Source organism: Bibersteinia trehalosi USDA-ARS-USMARC-188, from assembly GCF_000521725.1.
In the GTDB taxonomy this organism is placed as follows: Bacteria; Pseudomonadota; Gammaproteobacteria; order Enterobacterales; family Pasteurellaceae; genus Bibersteinia; species Bibersteinia trehalosi.
This window is the reverse complement of record NZ_CP006954.1, coordinates 792,516-810,949: the sequence shown is the minus strand read 5'-3', so window position 1 is coordinate 810,949 and position 18,434 is coordinate 792,516. Positions and strand designations below refer to the sequence as shown.

The window sequence follows — 18,434 nt, the reverse complement described above, 5'->3', positions numbered from 1 at the left end:
GCGCAGTTTTAAAATGCCTAATGAGAAAACTCCAAAACACCCTCTACATTACTACCCAAGGCAGTTATCTCCACAAAGAACGTGAAACTTTGGTCGTGGAGCAAGATAGGAAAAAAGTTGCTCAGTTGCCAGTACATTCAATTGGGCATATTTTCTGTTTTGGGAATGTATTAGTGTCACCGTTTTTGATGGGGTTTTGCGGCGAAAATAATGTCAATTTGGCGTTTTTTACAGAAAATGGGCGTTATCTTGGACGATTGCAAGGGCGGCAAAACGGTAATGTGTTGTTACGCAGAGCCCAGTATAAAAAGTCGGAGACTAACCCTGAGCCTGTTGCTCGCAACATTATTGCTGCCAAAATTCAGGCATCTAAGCGTGTATTACAACGCCGTTTGCGTAATCACGGCGAGTGTGAGCCGGTAGAGCAGGCGGTTACAGCGTTAAATATGAGCCTGAAACAATTACAAAAAGCCGATAATTTAGATCTCATTAGAGGGATTGAAGGTGATGCGGCTTCCCGCTATTTTGGTGTATTCCAACATTTGCTGAGCGAACAGTGCGAATTTCACTTTGACGGACGAAATCGCCGCCCGCCTCGTGACGGTGTGAATGCCTTGCTTTCATTTCTTTATAGTATTGTAGGGAAAGATATTAGTGGCGCGTTGCAAGGTGTGGGGCTTGATCCGCAAATTGGTTTTCTACACGCCGACCGTCCGGGGCGAGACAGTTTGGCACAGGATATTTTGGAAGAGTTTCGTGCGTGGTGGGTGGATAGAATGGTATTGTCGCTGATTAACCGAGGGCAGATAAAACCGAATGATTTCATTACTGAATCTGGTGGTGCAGTTATGCTTAAACCAGAAGTACGCAAACTGCTCTTCCAAACACTGCAAGCCAAAAAGCAAGAAAAAATTATCCACCCTTTTTTGGGTGAAGAGGTAGAAATAGGCCTATTGCCTTATATTCAAGCAATGTTATTGGCTCGCTATTTACGAGGTGATTTAGCCGAGTATCCTCCATTTTTAATGCGCTAATTGCAAAATATCCCCCCAAATCGACCGCTTGTGAGAACTCAACGATGATGATGCTGATTACTTACGATATTTCTTTTGATGATGCCGAAGGGCAGAAACGCCTACGCCGTATCGCCAAACATTGCCTAGACTATGGTATTCGCGCTCAATATTCGGTTTTTGAATGCGATGTCACACCCGATCAATGGGTTAAACTCAAACAAAAACTCCTCGATACTTACAATCCTGAAACAGACAGCTTACGCTTTTACCATCTCGGTAGCAAATGGCGTAATAAAGTGGAACACCACGGCACCAAGAAAGCGGTAGATATTTTTAAAGATACATTGATTTTGTAATATTGGGAACATCGCTAACGTCTGGTTCTCATCAAAATACGAGGAGGTTAGCGATTTTAATTTGTCCTTTAATAATCAATCAGTTAGAAATTTCTCCGAGTACTGCACATCTTATGTTACACTTAAATCACTCCTTTTATTTCAAGTTAGCGAATCACAGAGCGTTAAGCCTTGTGGCGCAATGCGTTGAAATATAGGGAGCAGCCACCTCCGGGTGGCTGTGAGTTGAAACAGTTTTGGCGAGTTATAACACGCTACTGATCCTAGCAGCCACCTCCGGGTAGCTGTGAGTTGAAACTCTGCCATTTAAACGCTCCTTAAATCGTGTTTAAAAGCAGCCACCTGCGAGTGGCTGTGAGTTGAAACATCTTGAAGTATATCTGGATAGCGTCTCCAGCCTTGCAGCCTCCACCACGTGGTTGTCGCTTGAAATGTTGCATAAGAAAACACAAAACAATCTATATTTTCTGCTGAAGTAGCTAAATATCCGTTATAATGTCGCCATTTTTCATCTTATCTTAGAGTAAAAAAATTATGATGATGCACTACTCCTCTCAATTTAACCATGCAAAAGTATTAGTGCTTGGTGATGTGATGCTAGATCGTTATTGGTTTGGATCCACAAATCGAATTTCCCCTGAGGCACCGGTTCCTGTTGTCAAAGTGCAGGAAAATGAAGAACGTGCAGGTGGTGCGGCGAATGTCGCGATGAATATTGCTGCGCTTAATGTGCCTGTCACCTTACATGGCTTAGTTGGGCAAGATGATGCAGGTTCAGCATTAGATAAATTATTAAACTCTCACCAAATTCAAAACCACTGCGTAGCGTTGGATAGCCATCCAACTATCACTAAATTACGCATTCTTTCCCGCCATCAACAGCTATTGCGTTTAGACTTTGAAGAAGGTTTTCATAATGTTGATAGTAGTGAGTTGCTTGCAAAATTATCCTCAGAAATTACCGCTTACGGCGCATTAATTTTATCTGATTATGGTAAAGGAACGTTAAATGATGTGCAAAAAATGATTCAGATCGCACGCCAAGCAAATGTCCCCGTATTAATCGATCCTAAAGGTACGGATTTTGAACGTTACCGTGGTGCAACGCTTTTAACACCAAATATGAGTGAATTTGAAGCTGTAGTTGGGCATTGTGCTACAGAGGATGATATTGTACATAAAGGCTTAAAAATGATTGCTGATTTTGATCTTTCTGCCTTATTAGTCACTCGTTCTGAGAAAGGCATGACTCTGCTCCGCCCTAATTTCGAACCATTCCATCTTCCAACTCAAGCTCGTGAAGTTTACGATGTGACAGGCGCAGGCGATACTGTAATTAGCGTGCTTGCAACGGCAATTGCTGATGGCAGAAATTTAGAAGAAGCTTGTTACATTGCCAATGCTGCTGCTGGGGTTGTAGTGGGTAAACTTGGCACTTCAACTGTTTCACCAAGTGAGCTAGAACAAGCTATTCACCAACGCACCGAAACAGGTTTTGGCGTAGTTTCAGAAGCAGAACTAAAGCAGATTGTGCAACAATCAAAAGCGCGTGGTGAAAAAATTGTGATGACTAACGGCTGCTTTGATATCTTACATCCAGGACATGTTTCTTACTTAGAAAATGCTCGTAAATTAGGGGATCGTTTGATTGTTGCAGTTAATACCGATAATTCGGTTAAACGTTTAAAAGGCGAAAATCGTCCAATTAATGATTTAGCAAGCCGCATGGCAGTGCTTGCAGGGTTGGCTTCGGTTGATTGGGTTGTACCATTTGATGAAGATACGCCACAGCGTCTGATTGGTGAAATTTTACCAAACTTATTAGTTAAAGGTGGTGACTATAAAGTGGAAGAAATTGCTGGACATCAAGAAGTTTTAGCGAATGGTGGCGAAGTTCGAGTATTAAACTTTGAAAATGGCTGTTCTACCACCAATGTCATTAAGAAAATTCAATCTTTGTGAACCTTTTAGATAAATGCTATTCTAAGCAGCATTCATTTCAACCAACTTAACAGGAATAAAAATGAAATTTATCTCATTAAAATCATTATTTGTTGCTACTTTTGCACTATTTGCCGTTTCACAAATTCATGCGGTGGAAGAACGTGTTGTAGCTTCTGTAGATGGTCATCCTATCATGCAAAGCCAAGTACTAAAAATGCTGGGTAAACGTAAAAATACAGAAGCAAACCGTAAAGCAGCAACCGATGATTTAATTAATGACTTTCTCGTTCAGCGTGCAATTCAGCAATCTGGCATTAAAGTGAATACCGCTTATGTTGATCAGGTTATTGAAAATATGGTGGTACAAAATGGGATCACTTATGGGCAATTTTTAGATTATTTAGATTATAACAATATCAGCCTTAACCAATACCGCCAACAAATTGCTCATCAAATTTTGATGGATAATGTAAAACAGCAAGCGATTGGGCAGTCTATCCGCGTTGAGCCACAAGATGTACAAAGCCTTGCAACTAAAATGCTTGAAGAAGCAAAAACGAATGGCAAATTAAAAACTATCACGGCATTACAACATCGTGTGAGCCATATTTTAATCAAAACCAACCCGATTTTGAATGATGCTCAAGCCAAAGCAAAATTAAATAGCATTGTGGCAGATATTAAAGCTGGTAAAATCAGCTTTGAAGATGCAGCCAGAGCGAATTCTGTTGATTATGCTTCAGGCGCAGAAGGCGGTGATTTAGGCTGGAATTTCTTAGATGCTTATGATAAAACCTTTGCGCAAACTGCCCAAAAAAGCAAATTAGGAGTTATCTCAGCGCCTTTTAAATCACAATTTGGCTGGCACGTATTAAAAGTCACCGATACTCGCCAAAGCGATCGTACTGAGGATGCTTATTTCCAACGCGCTTATGAGCAGTTATTTGATAAGCAAGCTCAAGATGCATCTAAAGACTGGGTAAAAGCGCTTAAAAATAGAGCAGAAATAAAATACTACTAATCTTTTCTTAACATAGCAGAACCTCGCCGTAAGCGGGGTTCTTTGCTTTATTAAATTTGCAAAAAAGTGGTAAAAATCTACCGCTTGTAAGGAATAAAAATGAGTTCAAATTCAAAAAAACATCTAGGACATACTGCCCGTAAACGTTTTGGGCAAAACTTTTTGCACGATATGAATGTTATTCATAATATTGTCGCTGCAATTAATCCGAAAAAAGATCAATTCTTACTCGAAATCGGCCCCGGGCTAGGCGCTTTAACTGAGCCAGTTGCAGAACAAGTTGAGCAATTGACCGTGGTTGAGTTAGATAGAGATCTCGCTGAGCGTTTACGCCATCACCCTTTTTTACATCACAAGCTCACAATTATTGAGCAAGACGCATTGCGTTTTAATTTCCGCGAATATTTTGAAAGTTTAAATCTGCCAGAAGGACAAGGTGTACGTGTGTTTGGAAACTTGCCATACAATATCTCTACTCCTCTTATGTTCCATCTATTTAAATTTCACGATTTAGTACAAGATATGCATTTTATGTTGCAAAAAGAGGTGGTAAAACGTTTATGCGCAGCACCAAATAGCAAAGCTTACGGACGTTTAACTATTATGGCACAATACTACTGTCAAGTGATGCCCGTGTTAGAAGTACCACCAAACGCATTTAAGCCTGCTCCTAAAGTAGATTCTGCTGTGGTACGTTTAGTGCCCTACAAGACCTTACCGTATCCAGTAAAAGATATTTATTGGCTCAATCGTGTTACTACGCAAGCATTTAATCAACGCCGTAAAATCTTACGTAATGCCCTTTCTACGCTATTTACACCAGAGCAACTAGAAGCATTAAATATCGATCTTAATGCACGGGCGGAAAATCTCGCTATTGCCGACTACACCCGCCTTGCTAACTGGTTATGTGATAATCCCCCCGCAGCAGGAAAAATTGAGATTATTGAAAATGATGTAGAATAGAGACGAAAAACCGTTGGAAAATAATTTCCAACGGTTTTTTCTAACAACTGCATCTTCGAAAATATTCTAGCATGCCTTACTAACAAAAGATTAAGACTTCTCCATTCTTGCAATCTCTTCATCTCGCAACACACGGCGAAGAATCTTACCAACATTACTTTTTGGTAAGTCATCACGGAATTCAATATCACGAGGGATCTTATAACCCGTCAGATGCTGGCGGCAGTGATTACGCAATTCTTCGCGGGTTAAGCTTTCATCTTTTTTAGTGACATACACTTTAATACTCTCACCTGATTTTTCACTTGGAATACCCACTGCAACGACTTCATTCACTTTTGGGTGCAATGCAACGACATCTTCGATCTCATTTGGATAAACATTAAAGCCTGAGACAATGATCATATCCTTTTTGCGATCAACAATACGTAAATTCAGATCTTCACCAAAGGTGACTATATCACCTGTTGCCATCCAACCATCTTTCAGGACTTCTGCCGTTTCATCAGGGCGTTGCCAGTATCCTCGCATTACTTGCGGCCCTTTTACCCAAAGTTCACCTCGCTCTCCAGCTGGCACATCATTGCCCGCATCATCAACCACACGAATATCAGTATTTGGTACAGGTACACCAATAGAGCCTGAATACTCAATAGAATCATTTCGAGTGGCGGAAATCAATGGTGAACATTCGGTCATACCATAACCTTCAATAATGTGACAACCGGTTGCTTTATGCCAACGATCCGCAACAGAACGTTGAATTGCAGCTCCTCCGCCAATTGAAAGTTTCAGATTTGAGAAATCGGCTTCAGAAAAATGTTCGTTATTTAATAAGGCATTAAATAGCGTATTCACCCCGGTAATTGCCATCACAGGATATTTTTTAAGCTCTTTAACAAACCCAGGAATATCTCGAGGGTTAGTAATTAGCAAGCCAGTTACACCAAGTTCAATAAAGAGTAAGCAATTCGCACTTAGCGCAAAAACGTGATAAAGCGGTAAGGCGATCACTGCAAGTCGATTTTGACGAGCTTGTGTAAGGGGATATGCTACCCATTTTGCCTGCATGATATTTGCTACCATATTACGGTGTGAAAGCATCGCACCTTTTGCTACGCCTGTTGTTCCCCCTGTATATTGTAAAAAAGCAAGATCGTCTTGATAAATTGTTGGGCGAACATACTGACGTTGTTTACCAATACTCAAGGCTTCGCGAAAACTCACTGCATGCGGTAATTTATATTTTGGTACTAATTTCTTGACATATTTCACCACAAAATTAACCAATGTACGTTTACCAAAAGAGAGTTGGTCACCCATCCGGGTTAAAATAACGTGTTTAACCGCCGTATTAAATACGATTTTCTCAAGCGTTGCCGCAAAATTAGACACAACAACAATAGCCTTGGCACCACTATCATTAAGCTGATGTTCTAGTTCTCTGGGCGTATAAAGTGGATTCACATTCACTACAACCAGTCCAGCACGTAATGCACCAAATAAGGCGATCGGGTATTGCAATAAATTTGGCATCATCAATGCTATTCGATCACCTTTTTCTAAGCGTAACTCATTTTGTAAATACGCAGCAAAAGCTCGGCTACGTTCTTCTAATTTACGATAAGTTAAAACCTGCCCCATATTAATGTAGGCGGCTAAATCTGGATGACGCTGTACTGCTTTCTCAAACATTTCCACCAAAGATTCATATGGTTCAACATCAATAATTCGTTCTGCATTCGGCGGATAATTTTCAAACCAAATTTTTTCCATTAGTTTCCCCTAAAGTTTACGCACAAATATCGGGTTTAAGCCGTTGATTATTTGGCGTTTTATTATTTTTTTGATGCTGATAAATGCAACAAGAGTGCTACATAAAATTAATCCAGCAATCACAAGTTCATTAGCAAACCACATTGAAAAGAGCAATGTGCTTGCAATTAACACAAATAATGGCACTGCATATAGCCAAAAAACTGAAAGCAGTAAATGATTTTCAGTGATCCCAATTTCAATCTGATCACCACTGTTTAAATGTTGGCTCACGACAATATCAAATTGTGGCGCACGTTTTTCGCCCACTAACGCGGATAATGATTTCGTCCCACAACCTTCTGCTGCGCAACCTCCACAGCCACTTTTGGCAAAGGTTTGGATTGTAGCAATGCCATTTTGGTAGCGCAAGACTAAAGCTTGTTCAAGCATCATTTTATTTATCCTTATTTTTCAAGCGGTTGTTTTATTTTAATATTTTGCAAAATATGCTGTGCCGTTGTAAGCGGTATTTCACCGACAAGTACTAAATCTTTTTGCGCAAGACTCAGTGTATAAACGGTTGTTTTTCCATCTTGCCAAGTATGCTCATTTAATGGCAATTCTTTGCTATCTGACAAATAGATAGTAAAAGAAAATAATCCGTCACTATACAACTGGCTATCAACTTCTTCTCCATCAGGCAACTGTTCCCGCGCTACCGATTGCAATCTAAAACCTCTCGGTAACCACTTAGGCTGCCAGCTTAAGTTATCACTATTCATTGGGGCTTTACTTGGAATCATTGGAGGTAAAATCAGCGGACGAATAGCATCAACCATATCCAACAGCTGATCATCTAGACGCAAATTAATCACACGGAAAAGCTCCAACACATTATGTTCACGATCGAGCAATTCACTTTTTAGCAGTAATTTGCTCTCTTCATCGATCCAAAGATGATATTGATAGCGAAACTCATCTTTCGGTACGATACGAATTTGGCGGGCCACTCGATTAGCTATACGATCTTTACCCATGTCAATAAAACTATACCCTTCCAAACGGTTAAAATCACCATACAGCACCATTGGACGGTTATCTAAAATTTTATTTGTTTGTAAGCTAAAGGGTTGAAAATCGCCAAAATAGCCAACTAAATTATCTTGCTGTAAAAATTCTTCACGTGAACCATCTAAACTGAGCAACTGGGCATATTGCTGATTATCCCAATGCACATGGCGATACCGCCATGACTCAGGAGAACGCCCTTCTTGGAAAAGATAAAATTGTTCGTAATTTGCCTGTTGCTGAGCTTGTGACATCGCGACTAAATAACTTAACGGCGTTGCTATTGTTTCTGCTCTCACGACTAGCGAAAAGCACCATACACTCAACAAGGCTAACAAAGAGGATTTTTTGATCATATATGTATATTGAGGAAATTAACTATCAAACTTTCGTTTGATTTAGGGACTACTGAGCATTCAGACTGGCTATTAGCAGCCCCTCACTTAAGCCAGTCAGAATTTTACCAAACTTTTGTGTAGTTACCTAAAATTACCAGCAACTATAGCAGAAACGACGCCATCCCCAACGAGGATAATCATCCCAATAATAACGTTGGCGCATATACTCTAGCTCTTCTTGAGCTTTGTAATTTTCAAGTGCCAACTTATAACATGCTTGAAACATTGGCTGACCTATTTTTTCTGCATAACGTTGTTCAAATTCTTGTTTTTGCTGTTCTGTTTGGCTTAAGGGTGGGTTAAATTGCTGGTGTAATAACTGTGCAGCTTCAGTATCACATTGTCTTGCCAGTTTAACTTGTAAAGCCTGCTCTGCCCGTAAGCGTTTCGCTTCTTGCGCCGCTTTTTGTTCTGGGGTTAAAGCACAAGCAGAAAGTAGTAATACACTACTGATTAAAGCTAATTTTGAGGGAAATTTCATAACTTACTCCTGTTTAAGAGAAGAAAAGAGATTGTTCCATATCTGACAGACAATTTCACGTTCTGTTGCAAACTCTGTCTTAACGACATAACTTTCTTGATTAAGTAAATTAAGCTGATGCACCCTATTACGTAAACAGATGTAACACTGCTTGAGCAGCTCGCCTTGTTCGGCACTTAAAATGCCACATGCAATCGCACTGTCAAAAATCCGCACATTATCTGACCAAACCGCCATATCTGGATAATATGCGGCATAATTTAATACTAAAAACTGGGCGATAAATTCAATATCTGTAATGCCACCTCGGTCATTTTTTAAATGGAAAACATCCGACTGATTTTTCGCAAAATGCATATGCATTTTGCTCCGCATTTTGCAAATTTCCTCACTTAATTGACCGCTTGCACGCTTTTGGCATAACGTTTCTCGGCGAATTCGTGCAAATTTTTGACGCAATTCAGGCGAACCATAAACCGCTCTAGCACGCACTAATGCTTGGTTTTCCCATGTCCATGCCTCATTTTTCTGATAAAAATCATACGCCTCAAAGGTGCTAACTAACAGTCCTGCTTCTCCAGACGGGCGCAAGCGCATATCCACTTCATACAACACGCCTGCCGCAGTATTTAAATTAAAAATGCCGTTAATCTTCTGCGCCAACTTTAAATAAAATTGATGTGCGGAAATAGATTTTTTCCCCCCTTGGGTTTCGCTATTTTCTGGTGCATTATGCAAAAATACCAGATCCAAATCGGAGTTATAGCCGAGTTCAATCCCCCCTAATTTGCCATAGCCAACCACCACAAAATCTTGTGCCGCATCTTGCAAATGTTCGGGAACTCCAAATCGACGAGCTACCGATTGCCATGCTAATTTAACCACTACGGCTATAATGGCTTCCGCAAGATAGGTTAAATGATCGCTAATTTTCATCACCGGTAATACCCCTAGAATGTCGGCAGCCGCAATGCGCAGAATTTGGCTCTGCTTGAATTGACGTAAGCCATCCATTAAAGCTTCTTCATCTTCTTCGGGAATACGCATTAGGTATTCTTGTAATGCGGCAGGATATTCATCTAAACCTATCACACACGTTAAACTTTTTTGAACAATCAGTTCATCAAGTAGAATTGGGAAACGCGCAATCTGTTCAGCTATCATCACCGATTTACCACACAAACTAAGGAGCTGTGGCAGAATTTGCTCTTTTTCAAGGAGAAGTTCCAAATAGGTCGTGCGAGTCACAATTTGATCGATAATTTTCAAAATACGTGGGAGTAATACCAAATAATCCTGCTGACTAAAAATCTGATCAACAACTCTCGGCATTAATTGACGTAAAACATCTCGCCCCCTTACGCCAATTGGACGCTTAACCCATTCTTGTAAGATTGTTGAAAGATGCTGAAAGATCTCTGCATAATCTTTTTCTTGCACTGTGTAAGCACGTAAATTTACGACAAGTTCTTCTAAAGTAATTTGGTAATGCAGTATATCCCGCCAAGCGGCATATGTTTGTTTTTCGTCACTCTTTTCGCTTTCATCTTCTTCCCCTACCAATTCATTAAAGATGGCTCGCACATTTTTCTGATGCTGGGCAAGTACAGCCAGAAAATCTTGCCAAGAGTGCACATTTTCTTTTGCTGTTGAAGCAAGATATTGCTTAGTAAGATAAATTAAAATTTCACGTTCTTTTTCATCATGGGGCAATGTTTGTGTTTGCTTATCTTCAATTGCCTGCAAACTATTTTCCACTAATCGTAAAAAGAGATAAGCTTGCTGCAATTGTGCGACTTGCTCGTTTGAAAGCAATTTTAATTCGGCTAGATGCGGCAATACCTTGAGTAAACTGCGTTGTTGTAAGATCTTATCCCTGCCTCCTCGCATCATCTGGAATGCTTGTACGATAAACTCAATTTCTCGGATACCACCTGCACCAAGTTTGATATTCTCGGTCAATCCTCGGCGAGCAACCTCTCGGCTAATTTTTAATTTCATCTCACGCAGTGATTGAATCGCGCTAAAGTCTAAATAACGGCGATAAACAAAGGGACGTAACATTTGTGATAAATAGCGATGATTATGATTTTGCAAATTTTCACCCAAAATCCGCCCCTTGATCATCGCATAGCGCTCCCAATCTCGACCCTGTTCTTGGTAATAATCTTCCATCGCGGTAAAGCTCAACACTAAAGCGCCACTCTCTCCAAATGGACGCAAACGCATATCCGTACGATACACAAAACCATCCTCTGTTATCTGATCAAGAGCTTGGATAAGACGCTGCCCTAAGCGAGTAAAAAATTTGCTATTTTCCATTGGCTTACGCCCACCAATGGTTTCACCCATATCTGGGTAAGCAAAAATCAAATCAATATCCGAGGAAAAATTCAGCTCGCGACCTCCCAATTTTCCCATGCCAATAATGATGAGTTCCTGCACTTCGCCCTGTTCATTCATTGGTGTGCCATAATCTTGACAGAGACGAGTGAATAACCAGTCCCGAGCATTAATAATCAATGCTTCTGCCAATTCAGATAATTTTTCAAAAACAACTTGAACTAAATGAGGGTTGTTGGATTGCAAATAGCTGAGTGCTGCCAGTTCTCGATGACGAAAATGGCGCAGCGTAGAATGTAATTCCTCTTCTGTTTCAACAGAATCTAGCAGCTGATGTAAACGAGTAGAATAATGTTCACAATGTTGCTCAGTAGGCGGCATCTCTAACCATTTTGTTAGCAATTCAGGTTGGTTTTGCAAAGTGGTATAGACAAAATCTGACATAGCAATTGCCTTTACAAGCGGTGCAATTTGCGCAGAATTTTGCAAAATGTCAGGAATGCGTTGAGAGGAAAACAATGTTTGTAACTTTTGTTCTGCTGATTGAAAAAGTAGAGATTCCATAGCGCCAAAATCGAAATAGGGGCAATTTGACTTGCCCCTAGGAAAATTAAAATACTTTGATAAATGGTTTTACAATAACATCGCCATAAACCCCTGCTTCAACATAGGGATCTTGGCTCGCCCATTCTTTAGCCGCCTCTAGCGAAGGGAATTTAGCAATTACTGTTGAGCCACTAAAACCGGCTTCCCCTGGTGTTGGGCTATCAACCGCGGGATTCGGCCCTGCAGTTAATAAACGCTCTTCCGCTTGTAATGCTTGTAAACGTGCTAAATGTTTATCGCGCACACTTAAGCGCTTTTCTAAGCTGTTTGGTAAATCTTGGGCAAAAATTACGTAATACATCATCATTGTTTTCTCCTTACTTAGTTTGAATGGCGTTCAATTAGCGCTAATGCTTGATCTAATTCAGGATTATTTTCGCGCGGAATTGGTCGTGGCTTTTTATCTTCTCCCACCGCAACATAGGTAAAATGTGCTTCTGTTACTTTCGTACGTCTGCCTGTGCCGTCATAAACTTTTTTAATCCAAATCTCAACCTTCACATCCATTGATGAACGACCAACGCGAGTGCAACTGCCATAACAGCAAACTACATCACCAATCGAAACGGGAGTGAGAAAAACCATTTTATCAACACATACTGTCACGACTCGCCCTTTCGCTATTTCTTTAGCAAGAATAGCGCCTCCTAAGTCCATTTGTGACATCAACCAGCCACCAAAAATATCGCCATTGGCGTTGGTATCTGCAGGCATTGCTAAGGTTCTCAATACTAGGCTACCGTGTGGTCTTTCGTTAGATTCTGTCATTACTTTCTTCCTTATTTTGTTCTAGTTGTTTCAAATGTGGGTAGAGAAAAATCCCTGTTGCAACGACGGCAAGTAAGCTCAGCCCAGTTAGGCCAAACACTTTAAAACTTGCCCATGCATCATCTGAGAAAAATTCGCTGATTACAATATTTAGCCCCGCACACAGAATAAAAAAGCTAGCCCAGCCAAGATTGAGTTTTTTCCATATGGCTAGAGGCAGTTTTAACTCTTTACCGAGGAGCATCTGTACTAATGGCTTGTTAAAACCAAACTGGCTAATTAATAAAATTGAGGCAAAGATTAAATTGACAATCGTCACCTTCCATTTCAAGAAGGCAAGATCATTAAAATAAGCTGTCAGCAGGCCAAAGAAAACAACGGCAATTCCCATGATCCATTGGTTTTTTTCTATTTTCTTATATAGCACTTTAAGTAAAATCAGCTGAATAAGCGTCGCAATAACAAGAACAAGAGCTGCCTCTTGCACGCCATGGCTTTTATAAACGATAAACCACAAAATCAGTGGAATAAAATCAAGTAGTTGTTTCATTTTTCCTCTATTGGCGATAACTCTGATAAAAACGGAAACTAAAAATTACCATCACTAAATTCACAAAGGCATTCAATGCTTGAGCGAGAATTACGCCAAATGTACCAAATGCACTAAATGCCCCTACTACAGAGCTCAATGCAGTAGGAATAAAATAGATAATGGCAGTAAACATAATTAATGGCAACATACGTCCATAACTGAGTCCCCAAGTAAATTTTAACGTTGCGCCCAAGGTTTTTCTTGGTTCTTCAATTAAATATGCATAAATCACCAAATTTAATTTAATGAATACAAATAATCCCATTAACATGACAGGCATTGCAAGTAAAGGCGCGCTATCGCCAAGTGTAGGAAACAACGCAAAAGCAAGCCCTAAAGAGATTGGAAAGACTTGTACTACAGTTAATAAAATTGCTTGCAGAAATAAACTAAAAGCGCTAGCTGCATTATGCAGAAAGGTTCGATAATCACCGTTATTAATTGATTTAATATTTAAGATCAGTAATACATTTACAAAAACAATAACGAGCATGGAAAGCATTGAAGGTATCAACAGATCAATAGCACTCATCTGTTCATGAATAGCGCTTCCTTCAGCCGCCTCTAAGAATGTAGAACGAGGAATAATTAAGCTAATTCCAAGTTGTAACGCGGCTAATAGCACAACAGCAGATAAAGTAAATTGTGCTCGGTTACGAACGAAATTCCAAGTATCTTGGAATAGAGATTGAAAATTAATCGGCATTGAAATTCTCAACGGGTTTGTTAAAAATGTTGCGAAGTATAGCAACTGTTAGTGGTGATTTCTATTGTAGATTTCTACGACTTCGTTACAATACGCCATCATTTTGACGGAATCGCACTTATGCTAACAACCATTCAAGCGGGGCAACGTTATATGAATACGTTTCCCAATCAGAAAAAACTTAATCTGTTTATGCCTGATTATCGTCTAATCCGCCTAGTTAAATTTGCCGGAAAAGCAATGCCTGCGTTTGCTTGTTTTGCCATTTGTTGGCAATATTTTTTCCCGGATCCAGAGCAATCTACTTTCGCTAGCGCCTTCTTAACAGCGTTATTTGCATTAAGTATTCCATTTCAAGGTTTATATTGGCTGGGAAAACGGGCAAAATCCCCACTACCGTTACCATTGCTAGAATGGTATGAAACGTTACGGCAAAAATTAAATAGTGAAATCAAACAGCAAATTGCAGATCAAACCATGCCCAGCTACCAAGATTTTGCTAACTTACTCAATCTTGCAGAACAAACTTGGGGCGATAACTATTTTGATGAATTGTAAAAAAGGGCGTAAAACTGACCGCTTGTGAGAGCCGATTCCCATTACTTTGGGTTATAGAGAAAAACGTGCCATTCATGTTATGAATGACACGTTTTTATTAATTAATATTAAATGCCTGTGTATAAGGAATCATACCTCGTTTTAGCATTCTCGGCACACCACTACTATAATTACCGCCAAAGCGTAACTCAAAGTTCACACCAAAGCGATTATCATAATAAAAATCGTTGATGGTATCGCTTCGACCGGTTGGGGTCGCAGTCAAACGGCGCGCAGCATATAAATTTGCACTCCAACAACAAGTGTTATAAGTCAGAGATAGCTGGCTTTCCACTGGTTTTTTCAAGGCAATATCGTGATAATGACTCACCATCATGGAAACTTTATCAGTTAATTCCCAACCAACAACACCACCAAGTTGTTTAATATCTTGATCATAACGATTTGTACTTAGGTTTTGGTTGATATAATTTTTACTCGCAAAACGGTAATTTAACTGAATTAAGTTATTTTCTTTTGGCTTAAATTGTAACGACATATTTGCCAATGAGCTTTCATTTAAACGCGTATCATATTGGTAACTACCGTGCCAGTTCCATTTTGGATGGAACTTCCAGTTCGCTTCCAACGACCAAGAGGATGAACGCTTAGCTGTACTATTTTCACTAATGTCATCAATTTTCGATGGATTAAAATAGTAAATCTGTCCCGCACTAAAGTTAAATACCTCAGCACCGGTTTTATCACTGAAAAAGCGTGTTGTTGCGCCAACGGTAGTTTGATTTGCCGAGGCAATACGATCTAAACCACTATAGCGACGATCATTAAACAACGAATAATAATCTTGTTGCAATAAAGCAGAATCATAGCCTAATCCTAAATGATCTTGACGTTTAGAACCTATATTTTGCTGATCTTTATAGGGACGATATAAATATTGCACTCGCGGTTCTAATATTTGCGTAAAGCCATTAAAAATCTGCTTCTCTGCCTCTAAGGTCGTTTTAAAATCAACCTTCACTTGCGGTAGCACGCGACTCACCCGACGTTCAACTTGCTCGGCATTATCCCCCTCACCACTTTTTTGCCAATAATGGGTGGCATACAATTTGGTTTCCAAATTAATACTGCCATAACGATTAGCAAACGGAAAATTCAACATTGGCTCGGCATGCAAACGCCATGCAGTAGGCATCTCTTTGCTATCATTTGCAAAATGTGAAAGTTGGCTAAAGAAACGGAAATCACCGTGTTTGACCAAATCATTCTGATAATAGTTAAATTCAATCTGCGGAAAAACATGATACGGCTTCACACCAGACTCATCAAACGTCTGGAATTTTTTAGCCGCAATCGACACATTATAATTTGGCTGATAATAACCTAATTTAAAATTCTGTGTCGCATAACCATCTGTACTATTACCATATTCAGAATCGAAATCTGAAAAATAACGTCGATCACTTACCCGTGTATAATCGGCTGAAAAACGCCAGTTACTTAAGAAATTAATTTTATGCTGCCAAAAAAGTAAATGCCGTGAACGGCCTTTATCCGTCCACTCATCTAAGCGATCTTTATTCATATATTCAGCAGCAACTTTACCTTCACCCAAAACGGTTAAGTAGCGAAATTCAGGACTCAGTTGCCAACCGCGCTTACTGTAGTAAGTCGGAGTAAAGGTGGCATCCATATTTGGCGCAATATTCCAATAAATAGGCTGCCCATAAGAATATCCATCGCGACTTGAATGCCCAACATTGGTAGGTAAAAGCAGACCTGAGCGGCGACGATCACCGATAGGAAATTGCAAATATGGCGAATAGAAAACAGGCACATCCAGCACTCGGAATTTAGCGTGCCAAAGTTCAGCATACTCTTCCTTCACATGTTGTACCATCTCTTTTGCTTCGAGTGACCAAGCGTTATCATCTGGCAAGCAGGCAGTATAAGTTGCATTTTTCAGCACTCGCGTTTCTTCACTTACAGAAACACTTTGTGCATGACCTCGGCCTTGTCTACCAACTAACTGGTATTCCGCGTGACTTAAATCTGCATTCTTGGAGGTTAAATCAAAACTTGCATCTTGCCCTTTTGCATTGATAAGATTATCTCGGTAATCAAAATTACCTCGCAAATATGCCATTCGCGCCATTTCACCATGCTGTTCTACGCGTACCTCATCAGCAAAAATACTGCGATTCCCTTGCTGAATACTCACTTCTCCACTATAAGTTGCATCATGAGGTTGGTTAATCACCGCCCGATCCGCTTCAATATAGATTGGCATTTGGGTTTGCTCACCCTGCACCACTTCACCACTAAAATGTGGCACGCCGATTAAACATTGGCTGCGTAAATCAGCTGCTGCCTGGCTACTATAACAAGCCGCTGCAACAGCGATAGAAAGCAAACTATATGGGTATCTTTTCATTCTTCTTTCCATTTTGCAGAAAAACGCTCAAAATTGAGCGCTTGTTTTGCGTTAAATAATTCGAGAAAACTGCTGCCTTTTCGCTTGTTGTCTTGAATAAATATCAAAACACATACAGATATTGCGAATAAGCAAACGCCCACGAGGAGAAACGACAATATCATTATCATTGATATCTAATAAACCATCTTTTACAAGCGGTTGAAGTAAAGCCAAATCCTCAGCAAAATAGTGTTTAAATTCGATTGAATACTGTTTTTCAACCAGCGCATAATCTAATTTGAAATTACAAATTAAGCCTTTAATTACATCACGGCGAATACAATCGTCTTTCGTCAGCATCAAGCCTTTATGTAGCGCAATGCCCCGCATTTCCACTTCAGTATAGTACTGTTTCAACTCTTTGTGGTTTTGCGCATAGCTATCGCCAAGAATACTGATTGCAGACACCCCCATACCAAGTAAATCGGCATCTTCTTGGGTAGTATAACCTTGGAAATTGCGGTGCAGCTCACCTTTTGCTTGTGCAATAGCTAATTCATCATCAGGTTTGGCAAAGTGATCCATACCAATGAATTGGTAACCTGAATTTCCCAGCTTTTCGATCGTCTGCTGTAGAATATCAAGTTTAGTCGAAGGTGCTGGCAGCATCTCATCTTTAATTTTGATCTGTGCGGCAAAACGGCTTGGTAAGTGGGCATAGTTAAATACACTCATGCGATCAGGATTAAGCTCCACCACTTTCTCCAAAGTAAACATAAAACTATCAACCGTCTGTTTTGGTAAGCCGTAAATTAAATCAATATTCGTCGAATCAAAACCTAACTCTTTCGCCCGTTTCATTAAAGCGAAAATAAACTCTTCATCTTGTTCACGGTTTACTAATTTCTGCACTTCTTTATTGAAATCCTGTATCCCCATACTGATACGGTTAAAGCCGATTTTGCGTAAGTGATCCAGCATATCTAGTTCAATTTCCCGCGGATCCATTTCAATACTAATTTCAGCATCATCACGCACATTAAAATGCGTTTTCAGCATTGTCATTAAACGCTCAGATTGGGCTTCGTCTAAATAGGTCGGCGTACCGCCCCCCCAGTGAATTTGACTTACTTGGCGATTTTTGAATAACGCAGAGCGATAGATGATCTCTTTTTCCAAATAATCGAGATAAATATCTACTTTATGCTGATGACGGGTAATAATTTTATTACATGCGCAGAAATAACAAAGCTTATGGCAAAATGGAATATGCACATAAAGCGAAAGCGGCTTATCTGGATAACGAGCTGCTGCCGCTTTGAAATCATCATCGTTATAAGATTCGTTAAATTCCAACGCTGTCGGATAAGACGTATAGCGAGGACCTGACTGGTTGTATTTTTGAATGAGATCAATATCCCAGATAATCTCTGACAT

17 protein-coding genes are annotated in these 18,434 nt (G+C 40.0%); 6 read left to right on the top strand and 11 right to left on the bottom strand.

All coding sequences use genetic code 11. The features are described from left to right. The first annotated feature begins 20 nt into the window (after positions 1 to 20). From cas1c to rsmA, 5 genes are all read left to right on the top strand, one after another. Complete coding sequence (cas1c, locus tag F542_RS03890) at positions 21 to 1,034, top strand: type I-C CRISPR-associated endonuclease Cas1c (RefSeq protein ID WP_015432828.1); 1,014 nt, start codon at positions 21 to 23, stop codon at positions 1,032 to 1,034. Between the two features lie 44 nt (positions 1,035 to 1,078). Then, positions 1,079 to 1,372 carry a CRISPR-associated endonuclease Cas2 gene (gene cas2, locus F542_RS03885; RefSeq protein WP_015432829.1) on the top strand — a complete coding sequence of 98 codons (294 nt, stop codon included), beginning with the start codon at positions 1,079 to 1,081 and terminating at the stop codon, positions 1,370 to 1,372. A gap of 534 nt (positions 1,373 to 1,906) precedes the next feature. Then, entirely contained in the window at positions 1,907 to 3,334 is a 1,428-nt protein-coding gene (gene hldE / locus F542_RS03880; protein ID WP_025266953.1) for a bifunctional D-glycero-beta-D-manno-heptose-7-phosphate kinase/D-glycero-beta-D-manno-heptose 1-phosphate adenylyltransferase HldE, read from the top strand. Positions 3,335 to 3,395: 61 nt separating this feature from the next. Continuing rightward, a complete protein-coding gene (locus F542_RS03875) occupies positions 3,396 to 4,337 on the top strand; it encodes a peptidylprolyl isomerase (protein ID WP_025266952.1) in 942 nt (313 codons plus the stop codon). A 99-nt stretch (positions 4,338 to 4,436) separates the two neighbouring features. Further along, a complete protein-coding gene (gene rsmA / locus F542_RS03870) occupies positions 4,437 to 5,303 on the top strand; it encodes a 16S rRNA (adenine(1518)-N(6)/adenine(1519)-N(6))-dimethyltransferase RsmA (RefSeq protein WP_025266951.1) in 867 nt (288 codons plus the stop codon). A 90-nt stretch (positions 5,304 to 5,393) separates the two neighbouring features. On the opposite strand, the gene fadD is transcribed toward rsmA, so the two are convergent. The 9 genes from fadD to F542_RS03825 all read right to left on the bottom strand — a co-directional run bounded on the left by fadD (position 5,394) and on the right by F542_RS03825 (position 14,023). Then, complete coding sequence (gene fadD / locus F542_RS03865) at positions 5,394 to 7,079, bottom strand: long-chain-fatty-acid--CoA ligase FadD (RefSeq protein WP_025266950.1); 1,686 nt, start codon at positions 7,077 to 7,079, stop codon at positions 5,394 to 5,396. 9 nt (positions 7,080 to 7,088) lie between these two features. Continuing rightward, entirely contained in the window at positions 7,089 to 7,514 is a 426-nt protein-coding gene (locus F542_RS03860; RefSeq protein WP_025266949.1) for a SoxR reducing system RseC family protein, read from the bottom strand. A gap of 11 nt (positions 7,515 to 7,525) precedes the next feature. Then, entirely contained in the window at positions 7,526 to 8,485 is a 960-nt protein-coding gene (locus tag F542_RS03855) for a MucB/RseB C-terminal domain-containing protein (RefSeq protein WP_042365600.1), read from the bottom strand. 133 nt (positions 8,486 to 8,618) lie between these two features. Continuing rightward, positions 8,619 to 9,008 (bottom strand): hypothetical protein, encoded by a 390-nt coding sequence (locus tag F542_RS03850; protein WP_025266947.1) that lies wholly within the window; start codon positions 9,006 to 9,008, stop codon positions 8,619 to 8,621. Positions 9,009 to 9,011: 3 nt separating this feature from the next. After that, positions 9,012 to 11,915, bottom strand: a complete 2,904-nt coding sequence (gene glnE / locus F542_RS03845; RefSeq protein ID WP_025266946.1) for a bifunctional [glutamate--ammonia ligase]-adenylyl-L-tyrosine phosphorylase/[glutamate--ammonia-ligase] adenylyltransferase — start codon at positions 11,913 to 11,915, stop codon at positions 9,012 to 9,014. 46 nt (positions 11,916 to 11,961) lie between these two features. Then, a complete protein-coding gene (locus tag F542_RS03840; RefSeq protein WP_025266945.1) occupies positions 11,962 to 12,258 on the bottom strand; it encodes a YciI family protein in 297 nt (98 codons plus the stop codon). 20 nt (positions 12,259 to 12,278) lie between these two features. Further along, complete coding sequence (gene yciA, locus F542_RS03835) at positions 12,279 to 12,725, bottom strand: acyl-CoA thioester hydrolase YciA (RefSeq protein ID WP_025266944.1); 447 nt, start codon at positions 12,723 to 12,725, stop codon at positions 12,279 to 12,281. Next, positions 12,712 to 13,275 (bottom strand): septation protein A, encoded by a 564-nt coding sequence (locus F542_RS03830; RefSeq protein ID WP_025266943.1) that lies wholly within the window; start codon positions 13,273 to 13,275, stop codon positions 12,712 to 12,714. Before F542_RS03830 ends, yciA begins: the two co-directional genes overlap by 14 nt. Positions 13,276 to 13,282: 7 nt before the next feature. Next, positions 13,283 to 14,023, bottom strand: a complete 741-nt coding sequence (locus tag F542_RS03825; protein WP_025266942.1) for a hypothetical protein — start codon at positions 14,021 to 14,023, stop codon at positions 13,283 to 13,285. A 120-nt stretch (positions 14,024 to 14,143) separates the two neighbouring features. On the opposite strand from F542_RS03825, the gene yfbV reads away from it, so the two are divergent. Next, complete coding sequence (yfbV, locus tag F542_RS03820) at positions 14,144 to 14,581, top strand: terminus macrodomain insulation protein YfbV (protein ID WP_015432844.1); 438 nt, start codon at positions 14,144 to 14,146, stop codon at positions 14,579 to 14,581. A 97-nt stretch (positions 14,582 to 14,678) separates the two neighbouring features. Here the strand turns inward: yfbV and lptD are convergent, their stop codons facing one another. Beyond that, positions 14,679 to 17,015, bottom strand: a complete 2,337-nt coding sequence (lptD, locus tag F542_RS03815) for an LPS assembly protein LptD (RefSeq protein WP_025266941.1) — start codon at positions 17,013 to 17,015, stop codon at positions 14,679 to 14,681. Positions 17,016 to 17,066: 51 nt separating this feature from the next. Beyond that, positions 17,067 to 18,434, bottom strand: coding sequence for an oxygen-independent coproporphyrinogen III oxidase (gene hemN, locus F542_RS03810; RefSeq protein WP_015432846.1), 1,368 nt, complete (start codon positions 18,432 to 18,434; stop codon positions 17,067 to 17,069).